We start from the raw sequence: 18,518 nt of genomic DNA, 5'->3' as shown, positions 1-18,518 counted from the left end.
GTTCTACTCCTTGCAGGTGGGGGTGGCCCGAGACGGGGTGGGATCGGACCGGGCCGCTCGCGGAGATCCCCGAGGCAACCGCGCGGTTCAGCCGGGACGGAGTGACTCGCACCCGGTCGGCCACCGCCCCGAGCCGCGCGCGGAACCGTCCGCAAGCGGTGCGGTCCGCCACAGGTGAGGCACATGGCCGGCGCCGGAGGGCGCGCATCCCGACGTTACCGTCCCGTCCGCACTGGCCACGGGCCCTGGTCGGTCGCGAGACCCGCTGAACGGCCTGCTGGCATGTACGGCGACCTCCCGTTTCCCGATCAGGCAGGCCGTGATGCCTTGCGCCTGAGCGGCTAGTGTTATCGCTAACAATTTCTCTGTCAATAGAGTCCGATAACTTCGCTGTAACAAGACGGACTTGTTATGAGCAGGCGTGGGGGCCGGAGCGCGTGGGGGCATGCGGCGGCGGGGGCACCTGGCCGGGCTCCCTGCGGATCTACCGCGAAGATGGGTAGTGAGCGTTAACAGCCGAGGGGCGTCCCCAGTAAACGACGCATCAGACCCGGCGTCAAGGAGGTTAACGCGGCATTCCAGCGTAACCGTACCGTAACAATTAACGCCTTGACGGATCCTGTTGTTAACGTTCACAGTCTTGCCCAGATGATGGAAGGAGTACCGGTGAGCCCACGTACCGAGCGCCGCTCCCCCGTGATGGCCGATGTGGCCAAAGCGGCGGGCGTATCGCACCAAACGGTCTCGCGGGTGCTCAACGACCATCCCAACGTCCGCCCCGAGACCCGCACCCGGGTCCTCGAGGCGATCGACGAGCTGGGCTACCGCCGCAACCTCGTCGCCCGCGCGCTGGTCACCCGCCACTCGCGCACGCTGGGCGTGGTCAGCTTCAACACCACGTTGTTCGGACCGGCGAGCACGGTCGACGGCATCGAGCAGGCGGCCAGGGCGGCCGGCTACTTCGTGAGCATCGTCAGCCTCCGCACCATCGACACGGCGGGCATGCGGGACGCGATCGACTACCTCGCCGACCAGGGAGTCGACGGGATCGTCGTGGTGGCGCCCCAGCGCTCCGCGGCCGGCGCGTTCGACGGCCTGCCCCGGGGCATGCCCGCGGTGGCCGTGGAAGGCCAGCACGTGGGCGAGGTCTCGGTGGTGAGCGTGGACCAGGCCAATGGCGCGCGGCTGGCCACCGAACACCTTCTGGACCTGGGTCACGAGACCGTCTGGCATGTCAGCGGTCCCTCCGACTGGCTGGAGGCCGAAGGGCGGATCGAGGGCTGGCGCACGGCCCTGGAGGCCGCCGGCCGGACCCCGCCCGAGCCGCTGGCCGGCGACTGGAGCCCGCGTTCGGGATATGTGGCGGGCCGCCGGCTCGCCGCGATGGCGGAGCAGGTCACCGCGGTCTTCGTGGCCAACGACCAGATGGCGCTCGGGGTCCTGCGCGCGTTCACGGAAGAAGGAGTGAAGGTCCCCGAGCAGATCAGCATCGTGGGCTTCGACGACATTCCCGAGTCGGAGTTCTTCTCCCCTCCGCTCACCACCATCAGGCAGGACTTCGGGGCCGTGGGCAGGGGCAGCATCGAGGTGCTGCTCCGGCAGATCGAGACAGGTCAGGCATGCGAACGCGAGCGCCTGGTGGTACCTCCTCGTTTCGTCACCAGGGCCAGCACCTCCCCGTCGCGCTGATCACAGGCGACACGACAGCCCGGACTATGGAAGTTAACGTTCACAGCAGGAAGGACCCCCCATCGTGTTGAGGAAACTGGCGACACTGTTATTGGCCGGCGCCACGGCGGCGACCTTGGCCGGCTGCGGAGGCGGCGGCTCCACCTCGGCCACCCCTGGCGGCTCGGGAGGGGACGGCAAGATCACCATGGGCTTCGCCCAGGTCGGCGCGGAGAGCGGATGGCGCACCGCCAACACCAAGTCGATCCAGGAGTCGGCCAAGTCGGCCGGCATCGACCTGAAGTTCTCCGACGCCCAGCAGAGGCAGGAGAACCAGATCAAGGCGATCCGCTCCTACATCCAGCAGAAGGTGGACATCATCGCCTTCTCGCCGGTGGTGGAGTCGGGCTGGGACCCCGTGCTGAAGGAGGCCAAGAACGCCAAGATCCCGGTGATCCTCACCGACCGGGCCGTGGACTCCAAGGACACCAGCCTGTACAAGACCTTCCTCGGCTCCGACTTCGTCGAGGAGGGCAAGAAGGCCGGCCAGTGGCTGGTCGACCAGTACAAGGACAGCAAGGACGAGGTCAACATCGTCGAGCTGCAGGGCACGACGGGCTCGGCTCCGGCCAACGACCGCAAGGCCGGCTTCGGCGAGGTCATCGCCTCCGACCCCAAGTTCAAGATCATCGCTTCGCAGACCGGTGACTTCACCCGCGCCAAGGGCAAGGAGGTCATGGACGCCTTCCTGAAGGCCAACCCCAAGATCGACGTGCTGTTCGCCCACAACGACGACATGGGCCTCGGCGCCATTGAGGCCATCGAGGGCGCGGGCAAGGTTCCCGGCAAGGACATCAAGATCATCACGATCGACGCCGTGAAGGACGGCATGCAGGCCCTCGCCGATGGCAAGATCAACTACATCGTCGAGTGCAGCCCGCTGCTCGGCCCGCAACTCATGGACCTGTCCAAGAAGGTCCTCAAGGGTGAGCAGGTGCCCACCCGCGTGGTGACCGAGGAGACCGCCTTCACCCAGGAGCAGGCCAAGCAGGCCCTGCCCAGCCGCAAGTACTGATCCGGATGGGCCGTCCCCCGGGACGGCCCATCCGCCCGGCGGCCGCGCACCCGCGCGACCGCCGGCCACGAGGACGAGGACGAGGAGAGGGGCGCCGCATGGACGCACCCGAGCCGATCCTGCGGATGAGCGGGATCGGCAAACAGTTCCCCGGCGTCAAGGCGCTGGACGGCGTCGACTTCCGCCTGCTCCCGGGCGAGATCCACGCGCTGATGGGAGAGAACGGCGCGGGCAAGTCGACGCTGATCAAGGTGCTGACCGGTGTCCACGACATCGACACGGGCGAGATCGAGCTGGAGGGCCGCAAGGTCGCCTTCTCCAGCCCGCTGGCCGCCCAGCAGGCCGGGATCAGCACGGTGTACCAGGAGGTCAACCTCTGCGCCAACCTGTCGGTGGCGGAGAACATCTTCATCGGCCGTGAACCGCGCCGGATGGGCCGGATCCTGTGGAAGGAGATGCGGCGCCGGGCGTCCGTACTGCTGAGGACTCTGGAACTCGACGTCGATCCCGCGGCGTCCCTTTCCTCCTACTCCCTGGCTATCCAGCAGATGGTGGCGATCGCCAGGGCCGTGGACATCGACGCCAGGGTGCTGATCCTGGACGAGCCCACCTCCAGCCTCGACGCCGGCGAGGTCGCCCAGCTGTTCAGGGTGATGCGGCGGCTGAAGGACCAGGGCATCGCGATCCTGTTCGTCTCCCACTTCCTGGACCAGGTCTACGAGATCGCCGACCGCATGACGATCCTGCGCAACGGCAGGCTCGTCGGCGAGTACCCGACCCGGGAGCTGCCCCAGGTCGAGCTGGTCGCCAAGATGATCGGACGCGAGCTGGCCGACCTTGAGAAGCTGGACGACAAGCCGCCGGCCCGGGTGAGCACCCCGCTGGTGGAGGCCGTGGAGCTGGGCAGGACCGGCGCGATCGAGCCCTTCACGCTGACCATCCACCGTGGCGAGGTCGTCGGCCTGGCCGGGCTGCTCGGGTCGGGCCGCACCGAGATCGCCAGGCTGCTGTTCGGCGCCGACCACGCGAGCACGGGATCGGTGCGCGTCGACGGCGAGCCGACCGGCCTGCGCACCCCCCGGGCGGCCATGGGTCACGGCATCGCCTTCTGCTCGGAGAACCGGCGGGCCGAAGGGCTCGTCCCCGAGCTGACCGTGCGGGAGAACCTCATCCTCGCCCTGCAGGCGACCCGCGGGTGGACCAGGCCGATCCCCCGCAGCAAGCAGGACGAGCTGGTCGCCAAGTACATCGCCGCGCTGAACATCCGCCCGGCCGATCCCGAGCAGCTCGTCAGGAACCTCAGCGGCGGCAACCAGCAGAAGGTGCTGCTGGCCCGCTGGCTCATCCTCGAACCCCGCCTGCTCATCCTGGACGAGCCCACGCGCGGCATCGACGTCGGCGCGAAGGCGGAGATCCAGCGCCTGGTCGCCGAGCTGTCCGACGGGGGCACGGCCGTGCTGTTCATCTCCGCCGAGCTGGAGGAGGTGCTCCGGCTCAGCCACCGGGTCGGCGTTCTCCGCGACCACCGGCTGGTGGCCCAGCTCGACAACGGTGAGACCCTCACCTCAGAGGTGCTGATGGAGACCATCGCGAGCGGAGGCTCCTCATGACCGCCCTGCTGAGACACCGGTTACTGTGGCCCGTGGTCATCCTGATCGCGTTGTTGCTGCTCAACGTGGTGTTCACCGACAACTTCCTCAGCGTCCAGATGAAGGACGGCCACCTGTACGGGAGCCTGATCGACATCTTGCGCTTCGGCGCGCCGCTGATCCTGGTCGCGCTGGGCATGACCCTGGTCATCGCGACCAGCGGCATCGACCTGTCGGTCGGCTCGGTCGTGGCGATCGCCGGGGCGCTGGCGTGCCTGCGGATCAGCGAGCTCGGCGACCAGAACTCCGTCGGCGGCGTGCTGTCCGCCGTCGCCCTCACGCTGGGGCTCTCGCTGCTGCTCGGTGCGTGGAACGGCTTCCTGGTGGCCGGGGTCGGCATCCAGCCGATCATCGCCACGCTGATCCTGATGGTCGGGGGACGCGGCCTGGCCCAGCTCATCACCGACGGCCAGATCCTCACGATCAACAGCTCCTCCTACAAGCTCATCGGCGGCGGGTACTGGCTCACGCTGCCGTTCGGCATCATCATCGTGCTGGCCATGGTGGCGCTGACCGCCTTCCTCACCCGGCGCCTGGCCCTCGGCCTGCTGATCGAGTCGGTGGGCGGCAACGCCGAGGCCAGCCGGCTGTCCGGCATCCGCTCGCGCGGCGTGATCATCATGGTGTACATGTTCTGCGCGCTGTGCGCGGGCATCGCCGGCCTGATGGTCAGCTCCAACGTCTCCAGCGCGGACGGCAACAACGCGGGACTGTGGATCGAGCTGGACGCCATCCTCGCCGTCGTCATCGGCGGCACCTCCCTGGCGGGCGGCCGTTTCTCGCTGTCCGGAACCGTGCTCGGCGCGCTCATCATCCAGACGCTCACCACCACCATCTACTCGATCGGTGTGCCGCCCGAGACGACGCTGCTGTTCAAGGCGCTGGTCGTGACCATCGTGTGCCTGCTGCAGTCCCCCGCGTTCCGTGAGAAGGCGTTCCATCGCCGCAGGCGCCCGCCGCGGGCGCCCTCGGCGGTCGAGGAGAAGGTGAAGGTCCCGGCATGACGACCGCCGACATCCTGGTGGGCGGCCGTACGCTGCCGCGCAAGTACGTGCCCGTGCTGGTGACCGCCGGCCTGTTCGCGGCGATGTTCGTCATCGGCGGCATCCGCTACGAAGGCTTCGCCAGCGGCCAGGTCATCCTGAACGTCCTGGTGGACAACCCGTTCATGCTGGTGATCGCGGTCGGCATGACGTTCGTGATCCTCACGGGCGGCATCGACCTGTCGGTCGGCTCGGTGGCGGCCCTGTCGACCATGGTCGCCGCCAGCCTGCTGTCCGGCCCCGGATGGCCCGCGCCGATGGTGATCGTGCTGGTGCTGGCCATCGGAACGGTGCTGGGCTTCGGCATGGGCGCGATCATCCACTACTTCGAGATCCAGCCGTTCGTCGTGACGCTGGCGGGCATGTTCCTGGCCCGCGGCCTGTGCTACACGATCAGCACCGACTCCATCCCGATCACCGACCCGCTGTTCACCTCGGTCGGGCAGGCCCAGTTCTACCTGACGTCCGACCTGTGGGTCTCGCCCAGCGTGCTGATCGGGCTGGTCGTGGTGCTGGTGGCGGCGTACGTGCTGCACTACACCCGGCTCGGCCGCAACGTCTACGCCGTGGGCGGCGGCGAGCAGTCGGCGCTGCTGATGGGCCTCCCCGTGGCCCGCACCAAGATCGCTGTCTACACGATCAGCGGTTTCTGCTCGGCCCTGGGCGGCCTGTTGTTCTCGCTGTACACGCTGTCCGGCTACGGCCTGCACGCGGTCGGCTGGGAACTGGACGCCATCGCCGCTGTGGTGATCGGCGGGGTCCTGCTCACCGGCGGCTCGGGGTACCTGCTCGGCACCTTGCTCGGCGTGCTCATGCTCGGACTCATCCAGACCATCATCAGCTTCGAGGGCACCCTGAGCTCGTGGTGGACCCGGATGGTCATCGGCTTACTCCTGTTCGCCTTCATCCTGATGCAGCGCCTGATCGGCGTGCGCCGGAAGTAGCGGTCCCCAACCCCAACCATGAGAGTCAACGTGAGCGTTTACAGCAACCGGTATGTGATCGGCGTGGATTTCGGCACCCTGTCGGGCCGCGCCGTCGTGGTCCGTGTGGATGACGGCGCTGAGCTGGGCGAGGCCGTCCACGAGTACGCCCACCGGGTCATCGAGGACACCCTGCCCGGCGGCGAGGTCCGCCTTGGCCCCGACTGGGCGCTGCAGTCGCCGCAGGACTGGCGCGACGTGCTGCGCATCGCGGTGCCCAAGGCGCTGGCCGTGGCCGGGGTGCCCGCCTCGCAGGTCATCGGCATCGCCACCGACTTCACCGCGTGCACCGTGCTGCCGGCCACCGCGGAGGGCACCCCCCTGTGCGAGCTGCTGCCCGACCGCCCTCACGCCTGGCCCAAGCTGTGGAAGCACCACGCCGCCCAGCCGCAGGCCGACCGCATCACCGCCCTGGCCGCCGAGCGGCGCGAGCCCTGGCTGCCGCGCTACGGCGGCAGGATCTCCTCGGAGTGGCAGTTCGCCAAGGGCCTGCAGGTCCTGCAGGAGGACCCCGAGGTCTACGGCCTGGCGGAGCGGTGGATCGAGGCCGCCGACTGGATCGTCTGGGAGCTGACCGGAGTGGAGACCCGCAACGTCTGCACCGCCGGGTACAAGGGCATCCACCAGGAGGACGGCTACCCCTCCGCGGACTTCCTGACCGCCCTGGACCCGGGCTTCGCCGGTTTCATCGACAAGCTCGGCCAGGAGCTGTCCCCCCTCGGCGGCCTGGCCGGGCGGCTGACCGCCAGGGCGGCCGAGTGGACCAAGCTGCCCGAGGGGATCGCGGTCGCGGTCGGCAACGTCGACGCGCACGTCACCGCCGCCGCCGCGGACGCCGTGCGGCCGGGCCAGATGGTGGCCATCATGGGCACCTCGACCTGTCACGTCATGCCGTCGGACCAGCTCGCCGAGGTGCCCGGCATGTGCGGCGTGGTCCGCGACGGCATCGTGCCCGGGCTGTGGGGCTACGAGGCCGGCCAATCGGGTGTCGGCGACATCTTCGCCTGGTTCGCCGAGACCTCGGTGCCCGCCGCCTACACCGAGAAGGCCGCCGAGCTGGGGCTCAACGTTCACGAGTACCTCACCTCGCTGGCCGCCAAGCAGAAGGTCGGCGCGCACGGGCTGGTCGCGCTCGACTGGCACAACGGCAACCGTTCGGTGCTGGTCGACCACAACCTCTCCGGGATGATCGTCGGCCAGACGCTGGCCACCAGGCCCGAGGACGTCTACCGGGCGCTCATCGAGGCCACCGCGTTCGGCGCCCGCGTGATCGTGGAGACCTTCGAGAGCTCGGGAGTGCCGGTGGAGGAGTTCGTCGTCGCCGGCGGGCTGCTCAAGAACGCCTTCCTCATGCAGGTGTACGCCGACGTGCTGCGCCGGCCGCTGTCGGTGATCGGCTCCGACCAGGGGCCCGCGCTGGGCTCGGCGATCCACGCCGCCGTCGCCGCCGGGGCCTACGACGACATCACGCAGGCCGCCGCGGCCATGGGCAAGCGCTCCACGGCCGTCTACGAGCCGGACTCCGCGCGGGCCGACGCCTACGACCGGCTGTACGCCGAGTACCGCCGCCTGCACGACCACTTCGCCGACGGGGAGCTGCTGCACCGGCTCCGCGCGATCAGGAACGAGGCCGGGGCATGATGCTGCGAGAGCTGAGGGAGACGGTCAGCCGGCTCCACTCCGAGCTGGTGCGGTACAACCTCGTCGCCTGGACCGCGGGCAACGTCTCCGGACGGTCACCGGACGGGGACCTGTTCGTCATCAAGCCGAGCGGCGTCTCCTACGACGACCTGACCGCCGAGGCGATGGTCGTCTGCGACCTGGACGGGCAGCTCATCGAGGGCGACTTCGCGCCCTCGAGCGACACCGCCGCGCACGCCTACACCTACCGGCACCTGCCCGAGGTGAACGGCGTGGTGCACACCCACTCCACCTACGCCTCGGCGTGGGCCGCGCGCGGCGAGGCGATCCCCTGCGTGCTCACCGCGATGGCCGACGAGTTCGGCGGCGAGATCCCCGTCGGGCCGTTCGCCCTGATCGGCGGCGACGACATCGGCAAGGGCATCGTCGGGACGCTGTCGGGTCACCGCTCCCCCGCCGTGCTGATGCAGAACCACGGCGTCTTCACCATCGGCGACTCGCCGAAGGCGGCCGTCAAGGCCGCCGTCATGTGCGAGGACGTCGCCCGCACCGTGCACGTCGCGCGGCAGCTCGGTGAGCCGTTGCCGATCGCGGGCGCCGACATCGACCGCCTGTACGACCGCTACCAGAATGTCTATGGACAGAGGAGTCACCTGTGAAGTTTTGGTTCCTGACCGGCAGCCAGGGCCTGTACGGCGAGGACACGTTGCGGCAGGTGGCCGACCAGTCCCGGCAGATCGCCGACGCGCTCGGCCGGGCACTCCCCTTCGAGGTGGTCTGGAAGCCGGTGCTCACCGACGCCGCGGCCATCCGCAGGGTGTGCCTGGAGGCCAACGCCGACGAGGACTGCGGCGGTCTGATCGCGTGGATGCACACCTTCTCACCGGCCAAGATGTGGATCGCCGGGCTGGACGCGCTGCGCAGGCCGCTGCTGCACCTGCACACCCAGGCCAACAGGGAACTGCCGTGGAGCTCCATCGACATGGACTTCATGAACCTCAACCAGGCCGCGCACGGTGACCGCGAGTTCGGTTACATCCAGTCCAGGCTGGGCGTGCCCCGCAAGACCGTGGCCGGGCACGTGAGCGACCCCGCCGTGGTGGAGCGCGTCGGCGCGTGGGCACGGGCGGCGGTGGGACGGGCCGAGGTGGGCTCGCTGAAGCTGGCCAGGTTCGGCGACAACATGCGCGACGTCGCCGTCACCGAGGGGGACAAGGTCGAGGCGCAGCTGCGGTTCGGCGTCTCGGTCAACACCTACGGCGTCAACGACCTGGTCGAGGCCGTCGAGGCGTCCGCCGACTCCGAGGTGACCGCGCTGGTCAAGGAGTACGAGGACGGGTACGTCGTCGCCCCCGAGTTGCGTGCGGGCGGCGAACGGCACGATTCCCTGCGGTACGCCGCGCGCATCGAGCTGGGCCTGCGTCACTTCCTGGACGACGGCGGCTTCAAGGCGTTCACCACCAACTTCGAGGATCTAGGCGGGCTGCGGCAGCTGCCGGGGCTGGCCGTCCAGCGGCTGATGGCCGATGGCTACGGGTTCGGCGGCGAGGGCGACTGGAAGACCTCGGTGCTCCTTCGCACCCTGAAGGTGATGTCGGCGGGGCTTCCGGGCGGCACCTCCTTCATGGAGGACTACACCTACCACCTGACGCCCGGCGAGGAGGTCATCCTCGGCGCGCACATGCTGGAGGTCTGCCCGACGATCGCCTCGGACACCCCCTCGTGCGAGATCCATCCGCTGAGCATCGGCGGTCGCGAGGATCCCGTGCGGCTGGTGTTCGACGCCCGGCCCGGACCGGCGGTCGTGGTGGGCCTGGCCGACATGGGGGACCGGTTCCGGCTGGTGGCCAACGAGATCGACGTGGTCTCCCCCGCCGAGCCGCTGCCCAGCCTGCCGGTGGCCCGTGCCGTCTGGAAGCCCCGCCCGAACCTGCGCACCTCCGCCGAGTCCTGGCTGACCGCCGGGGCCCCGCACCACACCGTGCTGTCCGCCGCGGTCGGCGCCGAGGAGCTGAGCGACTTCGCCGACATGCTCGGCGTGGAGCTGGTCCTCATCGACGCCGACACCACCCCCCGCCGGTTCGCCCAGGAGCTGCGCTGGAACCAGGCCTACTACCGCCTCGCCCAGGGGTTCTGAGCGCGGGGACCGCGGGGCTCGGCATGGACGCGGACCAGTTCGCGCGGTTCCGCGAGTTCATCGCGCCGGCGATCGAGGCCCGCGACCGTACGGACGCCTTGTAGCCCGAGATCGCCGGCCGGAGCCGTCCCGCGGAGGGACGGCTCCGGCGTCACACCGGCAGGTGCCCGCTCAGGCTCTCGAGCCGGTCGACGCGCGCGGGCGGCCCCGCGCCCAGGAGCCGCCCGGGGTCCGTGTGGGCGAGATCACATTGTGATGTGACGCCTCGTTGACGGGACCCCGCGCGACCCGATCAGATATCTAGAAACGCGTTCTAGAACTGATCGCCTACCGCCCCTCGCGGGCGGTGAGATGCAAGCGAGGCCGCATGAAACCGTTCTACGTGCGCGAGCTCTCGATCTACCCCACAGGACGCCGCCGGCTGTGGCTGCTGTCCATCGCCGTGCTGGCCAGCCTGATCGCCAACTTCGAGACCACCATCGCGACGATCCTGCCCTTGCTGCGCGAAGACCTCGACATGTCCCTGGAGATGTACGGGCTGATCGCGGCGGCGTCGGTGCTCGTGGGCGGGATCTCGGCCGGATTCGGCGGGATCCTGAGCGACAGGTGGGGGCGGGTCACCATCCTGGTGCCCACCCTGACCGTCACCGCGGCCTGCAACTTCCTGCTCGCGACGGTCGACAGCGTGAGCGGGCTGTTCGCGGTGCGCTGCCTCATGCTGTTCATCGAGGGGGCCGGGATCACCATCACGGCCAGCCTGGTCAGGGACTTCTCTCCCCGCCTCGGCAGGGCCCAGGCCTTCGCGTTCTGGACCTGGGGACCGGTCGGAGCGGCGTTCCTCGCCTCGGCCATCGCCGGGGTCACGCTGCCGCTGTTCGGCAACGCCTGGCAGTCCCAGGCGATCATCATGGGCGTCGTCTCGCTGGTGCTGTGCGCGGTCGTCATCTGGCAGATCGCCGAGCCGTCGGCCGCGCTCCGCGCCCGCGTCCTCACCAAGGAAAGCGCCCTCTCGGCCGAGGAGAAGATCGACCCGGGCAAGGTCCGCGAGCTGTTCCGTCATCCCCATCTCTGGGCGCACGTGCTCGGCAACACCGGCTGGCAGATCCTCTACTGGACGCTCGCCATCTTCGGGCAGACCTTGCTGGTGGACGCGTTCGACGTGCAGGTGGCCACGGCCAACGGCATCGTCGCCCTGGGCATCGTGCTCAACGCCCTCGCGGTCGTCGTGGTCGGCCGGATCTCCGACCGGCTCCAGCTCCGCAAGCCGTTCATCCTCGCGGGCACGATCGCGACCATCGTCCTGCTGGGCTACTTCGTCAGCCTGATGGGGGGCGACCCGCCCGGCACCGGTCACATCACGGCCGTCTACGCGCTGGTGTTCCTCGCCATGGGCGTCGCGTACGTCCCCTGGATGGCCAACTACTCCGAGGACGCCGAGGATGTGCAGGCCAGCCTCCAGGGCGCCGCGCTCGGCCTGTGGGGCATGGTCGTCCGGCTCATGATCGTGGCGCTGCTGGTGACCGCACCGCAGGTCGTGACGGCCGGAGGCTGGAACACCTGGCTCCTGGTGGCCCTGGGCGGCCAGGTGGTCTTCCTGGCGTCGATGGCCGCCTTCCACGGCCCCTGGCGGCGCGCCCACCCCGAAGTCCCCTCGTCCGACGCGCTCGCCAAGAGCTGAACGGCGCCACCGGACCCGCCGCGCGGGCGGGGAACGCGACCGGGCCCTGGCCCGATCGCCGCCCCCGCCGGCCGAGTCACTGGCGCGAGAGAGCGCGGGTGATGCCGGCGGCGATCGTGGTGGCCAGGATCCACCCAGCGGTGATGAGGGAATAGGCGATCCACTGACCGGCGCCCGAAGGCTGGAACGCCTTCTCCTGGCCGAAGTCGATGACGGGCAGCAGAAGGTCGAGGGTGTAGACGACAGCGTTGAACCTCGGCCCCGTCCCCGTGGCCAGGGGCACCGGCGGGTTCACGGCGAACAACGTCGCTCCCACCGCGACCAGCGCCGCCAGCCAGGAGGCGGCGCGAAGAGGGCGATAGCCATACCCGACAAGCCAGTCTTGGAGATACCCCCAGGTCGCTGCGTACTTGGGGAGCGACGCGCGGCGGTTCCGCTGCTTGGCCAGCAGCACGGTACGGGCGTCCGCGTCGAGGCCGAGGCGGCGGTAGGTCGCGGCCAGTTGCTCGTACGGGTAGGGCTGGTAGCCGCCATCGGCCCTCTTCAGCCATGACAGGCGCTGCCGGGCTGGCAGACCGGGTACGAGCCGTTCGTACTTCAGGCCGTCCAGGCGCATGGGGACCTCGCCGGCCTTGCCGTCCACCTCCAGGGTGATCACGTGGGTGTCCGACAGGTCGACGACGCCCTTGCCGACCGAGGGCAGGGACAGGCCCTTGGCCTCCAGGCCCGCGAGGTTGAGTGCGAGCGTGCGTGTGGAGGAGATCTCGGCGCGGCGCAGGTCGAGAGTGGAGCTGATCCGGCCACCGGCCACCCGGATCTCCCCGCGCACCTTGGCGTTCGACAGGTTGGCGTCGTTCCCCACGGACATGTTGAGGGCGTCGATGGCGTATCCGCCGGGGTTGTGGACGATCGCCCCCGGCATCCGGAGGGTCGTCCCCACGTGGACGCTGTGCAGGTGCAGCGTGCCGTCGCTGATGAAGGCGCGTCCGCGCTTCCCGTCGTCCTGGCGTCCCGCCCCGTCTCCCCTGGACCTCGCCCCGCCTTGCAGGAACAGGGCGCCTCCGACGGACATCCGGCTGGCAGAGAGCGACTTGCCCCCGGGGTTGATCAACCAGGCGCCGAAGAAGAGGATGCTGTCCCTGATGACGGCGTTGTAGAGGCGGATCTCGCCCTCGGACGACAGCCAGTTGCCGTGCAGGCTTCCCTCGACGGTGAGGTGCGTCCCGTACAGCGAGCACCCCCCGATGTTGACCAGCCGCGCGTGATCCATCTCCAGGTTCCCGCCGAGGACGGCGCCGTACAGCATGACCTCCCGGCAGCGGATCCCCCGCAGATCGAGGTCGCTGTAGGTGTGGAGATAGTGCGCGCGGAGCGAGGGAAGGCGACTCCCCGACAGCGACCAGCGATGAACCTGCGCGCGGTTGAGGAGGACATCGTCGTCGAAGTGGCAGTCCTCCAGCTCCACCGGACAGGTGATCTGGCTGTGGTCGAGGTCGAGCGGCCCGGTGATCCGGGCGCCCGCCAGGCGCAGCGCCGGGATCCGCCCGTCGTCGGGCGCGGAGGCGCTCAGGACGAGACGCGCGATGACCTCGGCCCGTACGGTGCGCTCGACGTCCCACTTCCGCCCGTTGGCGGGGTCGTCCTCACCGGGGCGCCCAGTGCGGAGGTCCACCTGTCCGCCCCGGCGGAACGCGGACATCAACGCACGCTCAGCGGCGGTCTCGGTGTCAGCCACCAATCGGGACCCTCGTTCCAGGCGAGAACATGTCACCGCGAATCTACGGTCTTCAATCGATCAACGCCACCCGGTCTGAAACCCGACCACTCCACCGCCGGCCGAAGACACCGGCCCCGCCCTCAGCCGCCCTCATGCGCCTCGACCAGGTGCTTGGGAGCCGTCAGGCACCATGCCTCGGTGACCAGCTCGAACAGCTCATCGGCGTCGATCTTGGCGAGCTGGACCACGACCCACCCGAACCGGCCCGCGGTGAACTGGACCTCGAACACCTCGGGACGCTCGGCCACCAGCGCCATCTGCTCCTCGATCGTCGCCTTCAGGCCGACGGTTTCGGTCCGCTCCCACAGGTAGCCGAAGCCCTTGCCCCGCACCTTCAGCGCCAGCCAGTCGCCGCCCTCGCTCTGCTCGACCCCGGGCAGCTCGGCCAGCATCTCCATGAACTCATCAACGCTCACACCCATGACCCACGTCTACCAGAGCCCTCCGACACTTGTCCCCGGCGGTCCGACGGAGCCCGTGGCCAGGACCGGAGCCCGGCGGGACCGCCCGTGATCCACCGGCCCGCCGCGTAGCCCCTGGGAAGACCACGAGCACCGGGGCCACGACCCGATCCGCGGGGTCGACGTCACCACCGAACGGCGGCGCGTGCGCGTTGACCGAGAGCTGCCGATGAAGGACGAGTACCGGCGGCTCGTCGCCACCCTGGTGGACCTAGAACACTCCTGATCGGCTCCGGCCGAAGCGGGTGGCGGGGACGGTCTGGTGGAACACTGCTGCCATGGCCCACTCGCAGGACACCCCTTCACAGGAGGCGGACCCGGCCTGCGCCGTCGCGCATGGTGATGTCCCCTCCCCCGCCGCGGAGCGCACCCTCGTCGCCGTGTTCGCCTCGCCGGTCGCCGGCTACCTGCTGCGCTACGGCGCCGACCTGGGGTATCGCGGCATCCTCATGGAGCCCGACCCCGAGCGTGCCGCGGCCGTCGCGCCCGGCGCCTTCGAGGTCGTCACCGGTCCAGCCGCCGGCCTGGACGACACCGCGGACGTGGTGATCACCGACCACCACCGCCAGGAGCTCGGGACCGTACTGCTGGGGCTGCTCGCCTACCGGCCCCGGTGGATCGGCGTGATGGGCAACCCGCGCCACCCCGCGCCCCACGTGGCGGCGCTCACCGGGCTCGGCGTGCCGGGCGAGGACATCGCCCGCGTCCACCGGCCGGTCGGGCTCAACATCGGCTCCCGCACCCCACCGGAGATAGCCATCGCGACGCTGGCCGGCCTCATCGCCGACCGCAACGAGCGGCCTGGCGGCTTCGCGTTCTGACGCCGAGGGATCAGCACAGATCGGCGCAGGTCGATGGTCGGGGGGCGTTTCGGTTGTGAGGTGGACGGTGGATCAGGACAGGTCGGCGTAGATCGGTGGGCGGCGGTGTTTCCAGGGGGCCGCCTGTTCCAGCTGGGCGGCTACCCGCAGCAGCAGGTCTTCCCTGCCATAGGCGGCGACGAGCTGTACCCCGATCGGCAGCCCCTCACGACTCTGCCCCAGAGGCAGGCTGATCGCCGGATTGCCGGATACGTTGAACGGCGCGGTGAACGGCCCGTACTCGAAGATCCGTCTCAGCCACGAGCGCACCGAGTGATCGGGGTCGTCGTAGCCGAGCGTGCCGTGCGGAGCGGGCAGTTGCCCGAGCGTCGGCGTCACGAGCAGATCGTACCGGGTGAAGAACAGGCCGATCGGACGCGTCACCTGGTGCTGGGCGCCGACCGCCGCCATCACGTCGAGCGCGCTGAACGCCTCGGTCTCGGCCAGGACCCGCCGCGACACGGCCTCCATCAGCGACCGGTCGGGCCGGCGGGGCGCCATGAGCAACGCGGCCCCGGCCGCGACCACGCCGAGCATGGACGCCTCGACGAGCGCATCCGGGTCGACGGCCGGGCTCGCCTCGGTGAGCGTGTGCCCGACCCACTCCAGCACCTTGCCCACGTTGACCGCCACCGCGGCGACCTGCGGGTCGACCGCCACTCCCGACCACGCCTCGGTGGTGATCGCCACCCGCAACCGGCCCGGATCGGCGCGCACCTCCTCGATGTACGGCCGGACCGGCGGCGGAGCCATGTACTTCTCTCCGACGGGCGGCGCGGCGGCGACGGCGTCCAGCAGGTGCGCGGTGTCCCGCACGGTTCGCGTCAGCCCGAACTCGACGGTGTGCCCGAACGCCATCTCCCCGGCGTACGGCCCGCAGGGGGTGCGGCCGCGGGACGGCTTGAGGCCGACCAGCCCGCAGCACGACGCGGGCACGCGCAGCGACCCGGCCCCGTCGTTGCCGTGCGCGAGCGGCACCGCCCCGGCGGCGACCAGCGCGGCCGAGCCCCCGCTCGACCCACCGGCGCCGCGGTCGAGCGCCCAGGGATTGCGGGTCGGCCCGTGCTTCACCGGCTCGGTGGAGAAGCTCAGCCCCAGCTCCGGAGCGGTGGTCTGGCCGAGCGCCACCAGGCCCGCGGCGCGGAAGCGCGTCATGAGCTCCTGGTCCACCAGGGTGCGGGCACCCCGGATGCTGCGGCTGCCGAGCGCGAACGGCACACCCCGGGCGAACGGGCCACTGTCCTTGATCACGAAGGGCACGCCCGCCAGGGGCCCGGTGGGCTCGTGTTCGAGCGCCGGCTCGAAAAGCGGCAGAGTAAGCGCGTTGAGGCCGGCGTGGGCGTACTCGAGCGCACGCCTGGCGGCCGCCTCCACCTCCGCCACGCTCACCTCACGCGCTTGGATCAGCTCGCGCAGGCCCACCGCGTCGAGGTTGGCGTATTCGTGCGGTTCCACCGGTCCCACTCCCCCTGTCTCGTGCCACGACCAGCCTCGCGCACGACCGGACGCGGCACCACCGAGTTTCCGCCGGGTCAGAGGGCTCGGGTGGGTGGGTCAGGACAGGGGCGCGAGGGCCTCGGCCAGCGGGAGGAGGATGTCGGGCTTGGCGTGGTGGGGAAGGTTCATGATCGCTAGGTCCACGCCCGCGTCACGGTAGGCGACGACCTGGTCGACGACCTCGTTGACGTCGTGGCCGGGTTCGACGCGGACGTTGACCGAGCACACGATCTCGCCCGGGTCGCGGCCGACGTCGGCGCAGTGCGCGAGCAGCGTCTCCTTGAGACCACGCCACTGCTCGGGGCTCTCGGTGATCGAGTTCCACTGCTGTGCCCACAGTGCCACGGCCCTCAGCGTGCGCTTGGGCCCGCGTCCGCCGATGGTGATCGGCGGGTGCGGGCGCTGTACGGGCTTCGGCTCGCACCGCGCCTCGGTCAGCCGGATGTACTTGCCCTCCAGCGTGGTGGTGGTCTGGCCGAGCAGCGCGATGACCGCCTGCACCCCCTCGTCGAAGCGATCGAACCGCTCGCGCAGCGGCGGCAGCTCGATGCCGTACGCGTCGCACTCGTGCTGGTTCCAGCCGGCGCCGAGACCCAGCTCCAGCCGTCCCTCGGAGATGATGTCCACCGTGGCGGCCATGTTCGCCAGCACCGCCGGATGACGATAGATCATGCCCGTCACCTGGCAGCCGACGCGGATGCGCCGAGTGGCCTGGGCCAGCGCCGCGAGCATCGTCCAGCCCTCGAGGTTCGGGCCGGACAGGTCACCTGTCAACGGGTAGAAGTGGTCCCAGTTCCATGCCGACTCGAACAGGTCGATCTCGTCGGCCGCCATCCAGACATCACGGACCTCGGCCCACGTCGTGTGCTCGGGCCTGGTCTTGATCGCGAAACGCATTCGCACCCCTCCGTCTTCGTCGCGGGGAACCGGCGCCCGGTGGCCGCACCGGAGCCGACCATGGGGCACATTATCCCCATCACGACGACCGCAGCGGATACCTGACAGTCCAGACCATCGGGCCTGGACCATCCACGGTGGCTCCCCTGGCGAGGTTCTGCGATCGTCGACTCATGACGACAGCAGAGTGGGAGCCCATCCACGGACAGGAGTACCAAGGGGTGTCCTACCGCCCCCGTCGCATACCGGAGGCGGAAGGGCTGGCCACGGCCGCCTGGCTACGCCGGCGGATGGACGAGCGCCGGTCGGTCCGCCGCTTCTCGGCGGAACCGGTGCCCGAGCAGATCATCCGCGACGCCATAGCGGTGGCGTCGAGCGCGCCGTCGGGCGCCCATCAGCAGCCGTGGACGTTCGTCCTGGTGAAGGACGCCGACGTGCGGCGGCGGATCCGCGAGGCCGCCGAGACGGAGGAGCGCGTCTCCTACGCGGGGCGGCTGGGCGAGGAGTGGCTCAACGCCTTGCGCCCTCTGGGCACCGACGAACACAAGCCCCACCTGACCGACGCACCGTATCTCATCGTCGTGTTCCAGCAACGCTTCTACCTCGCGGCCGACGGGACCACCCGCAAGCACTACTACGTGGACGAATCCGTGGGGATCGCGGTGGGGATGCTGATCAGCGCGCTGCACCTTTCGGGCCTCGCGGCGCTGGTGCACACGCCGAGCCCCATGCGGTTCCTGTCGGAGGTGCTGCGACGGCCCAGGAACGAGAAGGCGTTCGCGGTGATCCCCGTGGGTTACCCGGCGGAGGACTGCCAGGTCCCTGATCTGGTGCGCAAGCCGCTCGGCCAGGTTCTCGTGGTGGTCTGACGGCATAACCGCCCCCGCGCGCAGGCGCCTCAGCGAGCCGGGCGGGCGGCGTGGACGCGCAGCCGTGTCGCCGCCTCGGCCAGGTCGGCGGCGGCCGTGACGCAGGCGGCGACGTGGGCGTCCACCGTCTCCCGCAGCCACTCGGGCGCGGCGCCGTCTCCCGCCAGCCGGGCCCCGATGTCACGCAGGCGTTCGGCGCATTCGGCGAGCACGCGGGCGTCGGACTGCAGGACCCCGGCGTGGGCCTCGATCGCGTCGGGAACGTCGGGCATGCGGATGCTCC

Annotated in this window: 16 protein-coding genes; 11 read left to right on the top strand and 5 right to left on the bottom strand. The window is 70.1% G+C overall.

Features of this window, described 5'->3' with window-relative positions; translation table 11 throughout:
- The first annotated feature begins 699 nt into the window (after positions 1–699).
- The 9 genes from ABD810_RS20555 (at position 700) to ABD810_RS20515 (ending at position 11,874) form a co-directional block, all read left to right on the top strand.
- On the top strand, positions 700–1,689 hold the full coding sequence (locus ABD810_RS20555; RefSeq protein WP_425566928.1) for a LacI family DNA-binding transcriptional regulator: 990 nt from the start codon (positions 700–702) through the stop codon (positions 1,687–1,689).
- 64 nt (positions 1,690–1,753) lie between these two features.
- Positions 1,754–2,743, top strand: a complete 990-nt coding sequence (locus tag ABD810_RS20550; RefSeq protein WP_344942517.1) for an ABC transporter substrate-binding protein — start codon at positions 1,754–1,756, stop codon at positions 2,741–2,743.
- Positions 2,744–2,841: 98 nt separating this feature from the next.
- Complete coding sequence (locus ABD810_RS20545) at positions 2,842–4,353, top strand: sugar ABC transporter ATP-binding protein (RefSeq protein WP_344942514.1); 1,512 nt, start codon at positions 2,842–2,844, stop codon at positions 4,351–4,353.
- Positions 4,350–5,396 (top strand): ABC transporter permease, encoded by a 1,047-nt coding sequence (locus tag ABD810_RS20540; RefSeq protein ID WP_344942512.1) that lies wholly within the window; start codon positions 4,350–4,352, stop codon positions 5,394–5,396. Before ABD810_RS20545 ends, ABD810_RS20540 begins: the two co-directional genes overlap by 4 nt.
- Positions 5,393–6,379, top strand: a complete 987-nt coding sequence (gene yjfF, locus ABD810_RS20535) for a galactofuranose ABC transporter, permease protein YjfF (RefSeq protein ID WP_344942509.1) — start codon at positions 5,393–5,395, stop codon at positions 6,377–6,379. Before ABD810_RS20540 ends, yjfF begins: the two co-directional genes overlap by 4 nt.
- A gap of 18 nt (positions 6,380–6,397) precedes the next feature.
- On the top strand, positions 6,398–8,059 hold the full coding sequence (gene araB / locus ABD810_RS20530) for a ribulokinase (RefSeq protein ID WP_344942506.1): 1,662 nt from the start codon (positions 6,398–6,400) through the stop codon (positions 8,057–8,059).
- Positions 8,056–8,718 carry an L-ribulose-5-phosphate 4-epimerase gene (locus ABD810_RS20525; RefSeq protein ID WP_344942503.1) on the top strand — a complete coding sequence of 221 codons (663 nt, stop codon included), beginning with the start codon at positions 8,056–8,058 and terminating at the stop codon, positions 8,716–8,718. Before araB ends, ABD810_RS20525 begins: the two co-directional genes overlap by 4 nt.
- Positions 8,715–10,196 carry an L-arabinose isomerase gene (gene araA, locus ABD810_RS20520; RefSeq protein WP_344942500.1) on the top strand — a complete coding sequence of 494 codons (1,482 nt, stop codon included), beginning with the start codon at positions 8,715–8,717 and terminating at the stop codon, positions 10,194–10,196. Before ABD810_RS20525 ends, araA begins: the two co-directional genes overlap by 4 nt.
- Positions 10,197–10,563: 367 nt before the next feature.
- Positions 10,564–11,874: an MFS transporter gene (locus ABD810_RS20515; protein WP_344942498.1), complete on the top strand. Its 1,311-nt coding sequence runs from the start codon at positions 10,564–10,566 to the stop codon at positions 11,872–11,874.
- Between the two features lie 76 nt (positions 11,875–11,950).
- Here the strand turns inward: ABD810_RS20515 and ABD810_RS20510 are convergent, their stop codons facing one another.
- Complete coding sequence (locus tag ABD810_RS20510) at positions 11,951–13,609, bottom strand: hypothetical protein (RefSeq protein ID WP_344942495.1); 1,659 nt, start codon at positions 13,607–13,609, stop codon at positions 11,951–11,953.
- A 122-nt stretch (positions 13,610–13,731) separates the two neighbouring features.
- On the bottom strand, positions 13,732–14,043 hold the full coding sequence (locus ABD810_RS20505; protein WP_425566927.1) for an MmcQ/YjbR family DNA-binding protein: 312 nt from the start codon (positions 14,041–14,043) through the stop codon (positions 13,732–13,734).
- A gap of 347 nt (positions 14,044–14,390) precedes the next feature.
- Here ABD810_RS20505 and ABD810_RS20500 point away from each other — a divergent pair, with 347 nt between their 5' ends.
- On the top strand, positions 14,391–14,933 hold the full coding sequence (locus ABD810_RS20500; protein WP_344942488.1) for an XdhC family protein: 543 nt from the start codon (positions 14,391–14,393) through the stop codon (positions 14,931–14,933).
- 72 nt (positions 14,934–15,005) lie between these two features.
- Here the strand turns inward: ABD810_RS20500 and ABD810_RS20495 are convergent, their stop codons facing one another.
- Positions 15,006–16,427 (bottom strand): amidase, encoded by a 1,422-nt coding sequence (locus ABD810_RS20495; RefSeq protein WP_344942486.1) that lies wholly within the window; start codon positions 16,425–16,427, stop codon positions 15,006–15,008.
- Between the two features lie 99 nt (positions 16,428–16,526).
- Positions 16,527–17,366, bottom strand: coding sequence for a TIGR03560 family F420-dependent LLM class oxidoreductase (locus ABD810_RS20490; RefSeq protein ID WP_344942483.1), 840 nt, complete (start codon positions 17,364–17,366; stop codon positions 16,527–16,529).
- Positions 17,367–17,539: 173 nt separating this feature from the next.
- On the opposite strand from ABD810_RS20490, the gene ABD810_RS20485 reads away from it, so the two are divergent.
- Positions 17,540–18,235: a nitroreductase family protein gene (locus tag ABD810_RS20485; protein WP_344942480.1), complete on the top strand. Its 696-nt coding sequence runs from the start codon at positions 17,540–17,542 to the stop codon at positions 18,233–18,235.
- A gap of 29 nt (positions 18,236–18,264) precedes the next feature.
- On the opposite strand, the gene ABD810_RS20480 is transcribed toward ABD810_RS20485, so the two are convergent.
- Positions 18,265–18,507, bottom strand: a complete 243-nt coding sequence (locus tag ABD810_RS20480; protein ID WP_344942477.1) for a hypothetical protein — start codon at positions 18,505–18,507, stop codon at positions 18,265–18,267.
- Positions 18,508–18,518 lie beyond the last annotated feature (11 nt).

This window comes from Sphaerisporangium flaviroseum (assembly GCF_039537005.1).
GTDB lineage: Bacteria > Actinomycetota > Actinomycetes > Streptosporangiales > Streptosporangiaceae > Sphaerisporangium > Sphaerisporangium flaviroseum.
The sequence above is the reverse complement of the archived record's forward strand: the minus strand, read 5'-3'. Positions and strand labels throughout refer to the sequence as shown.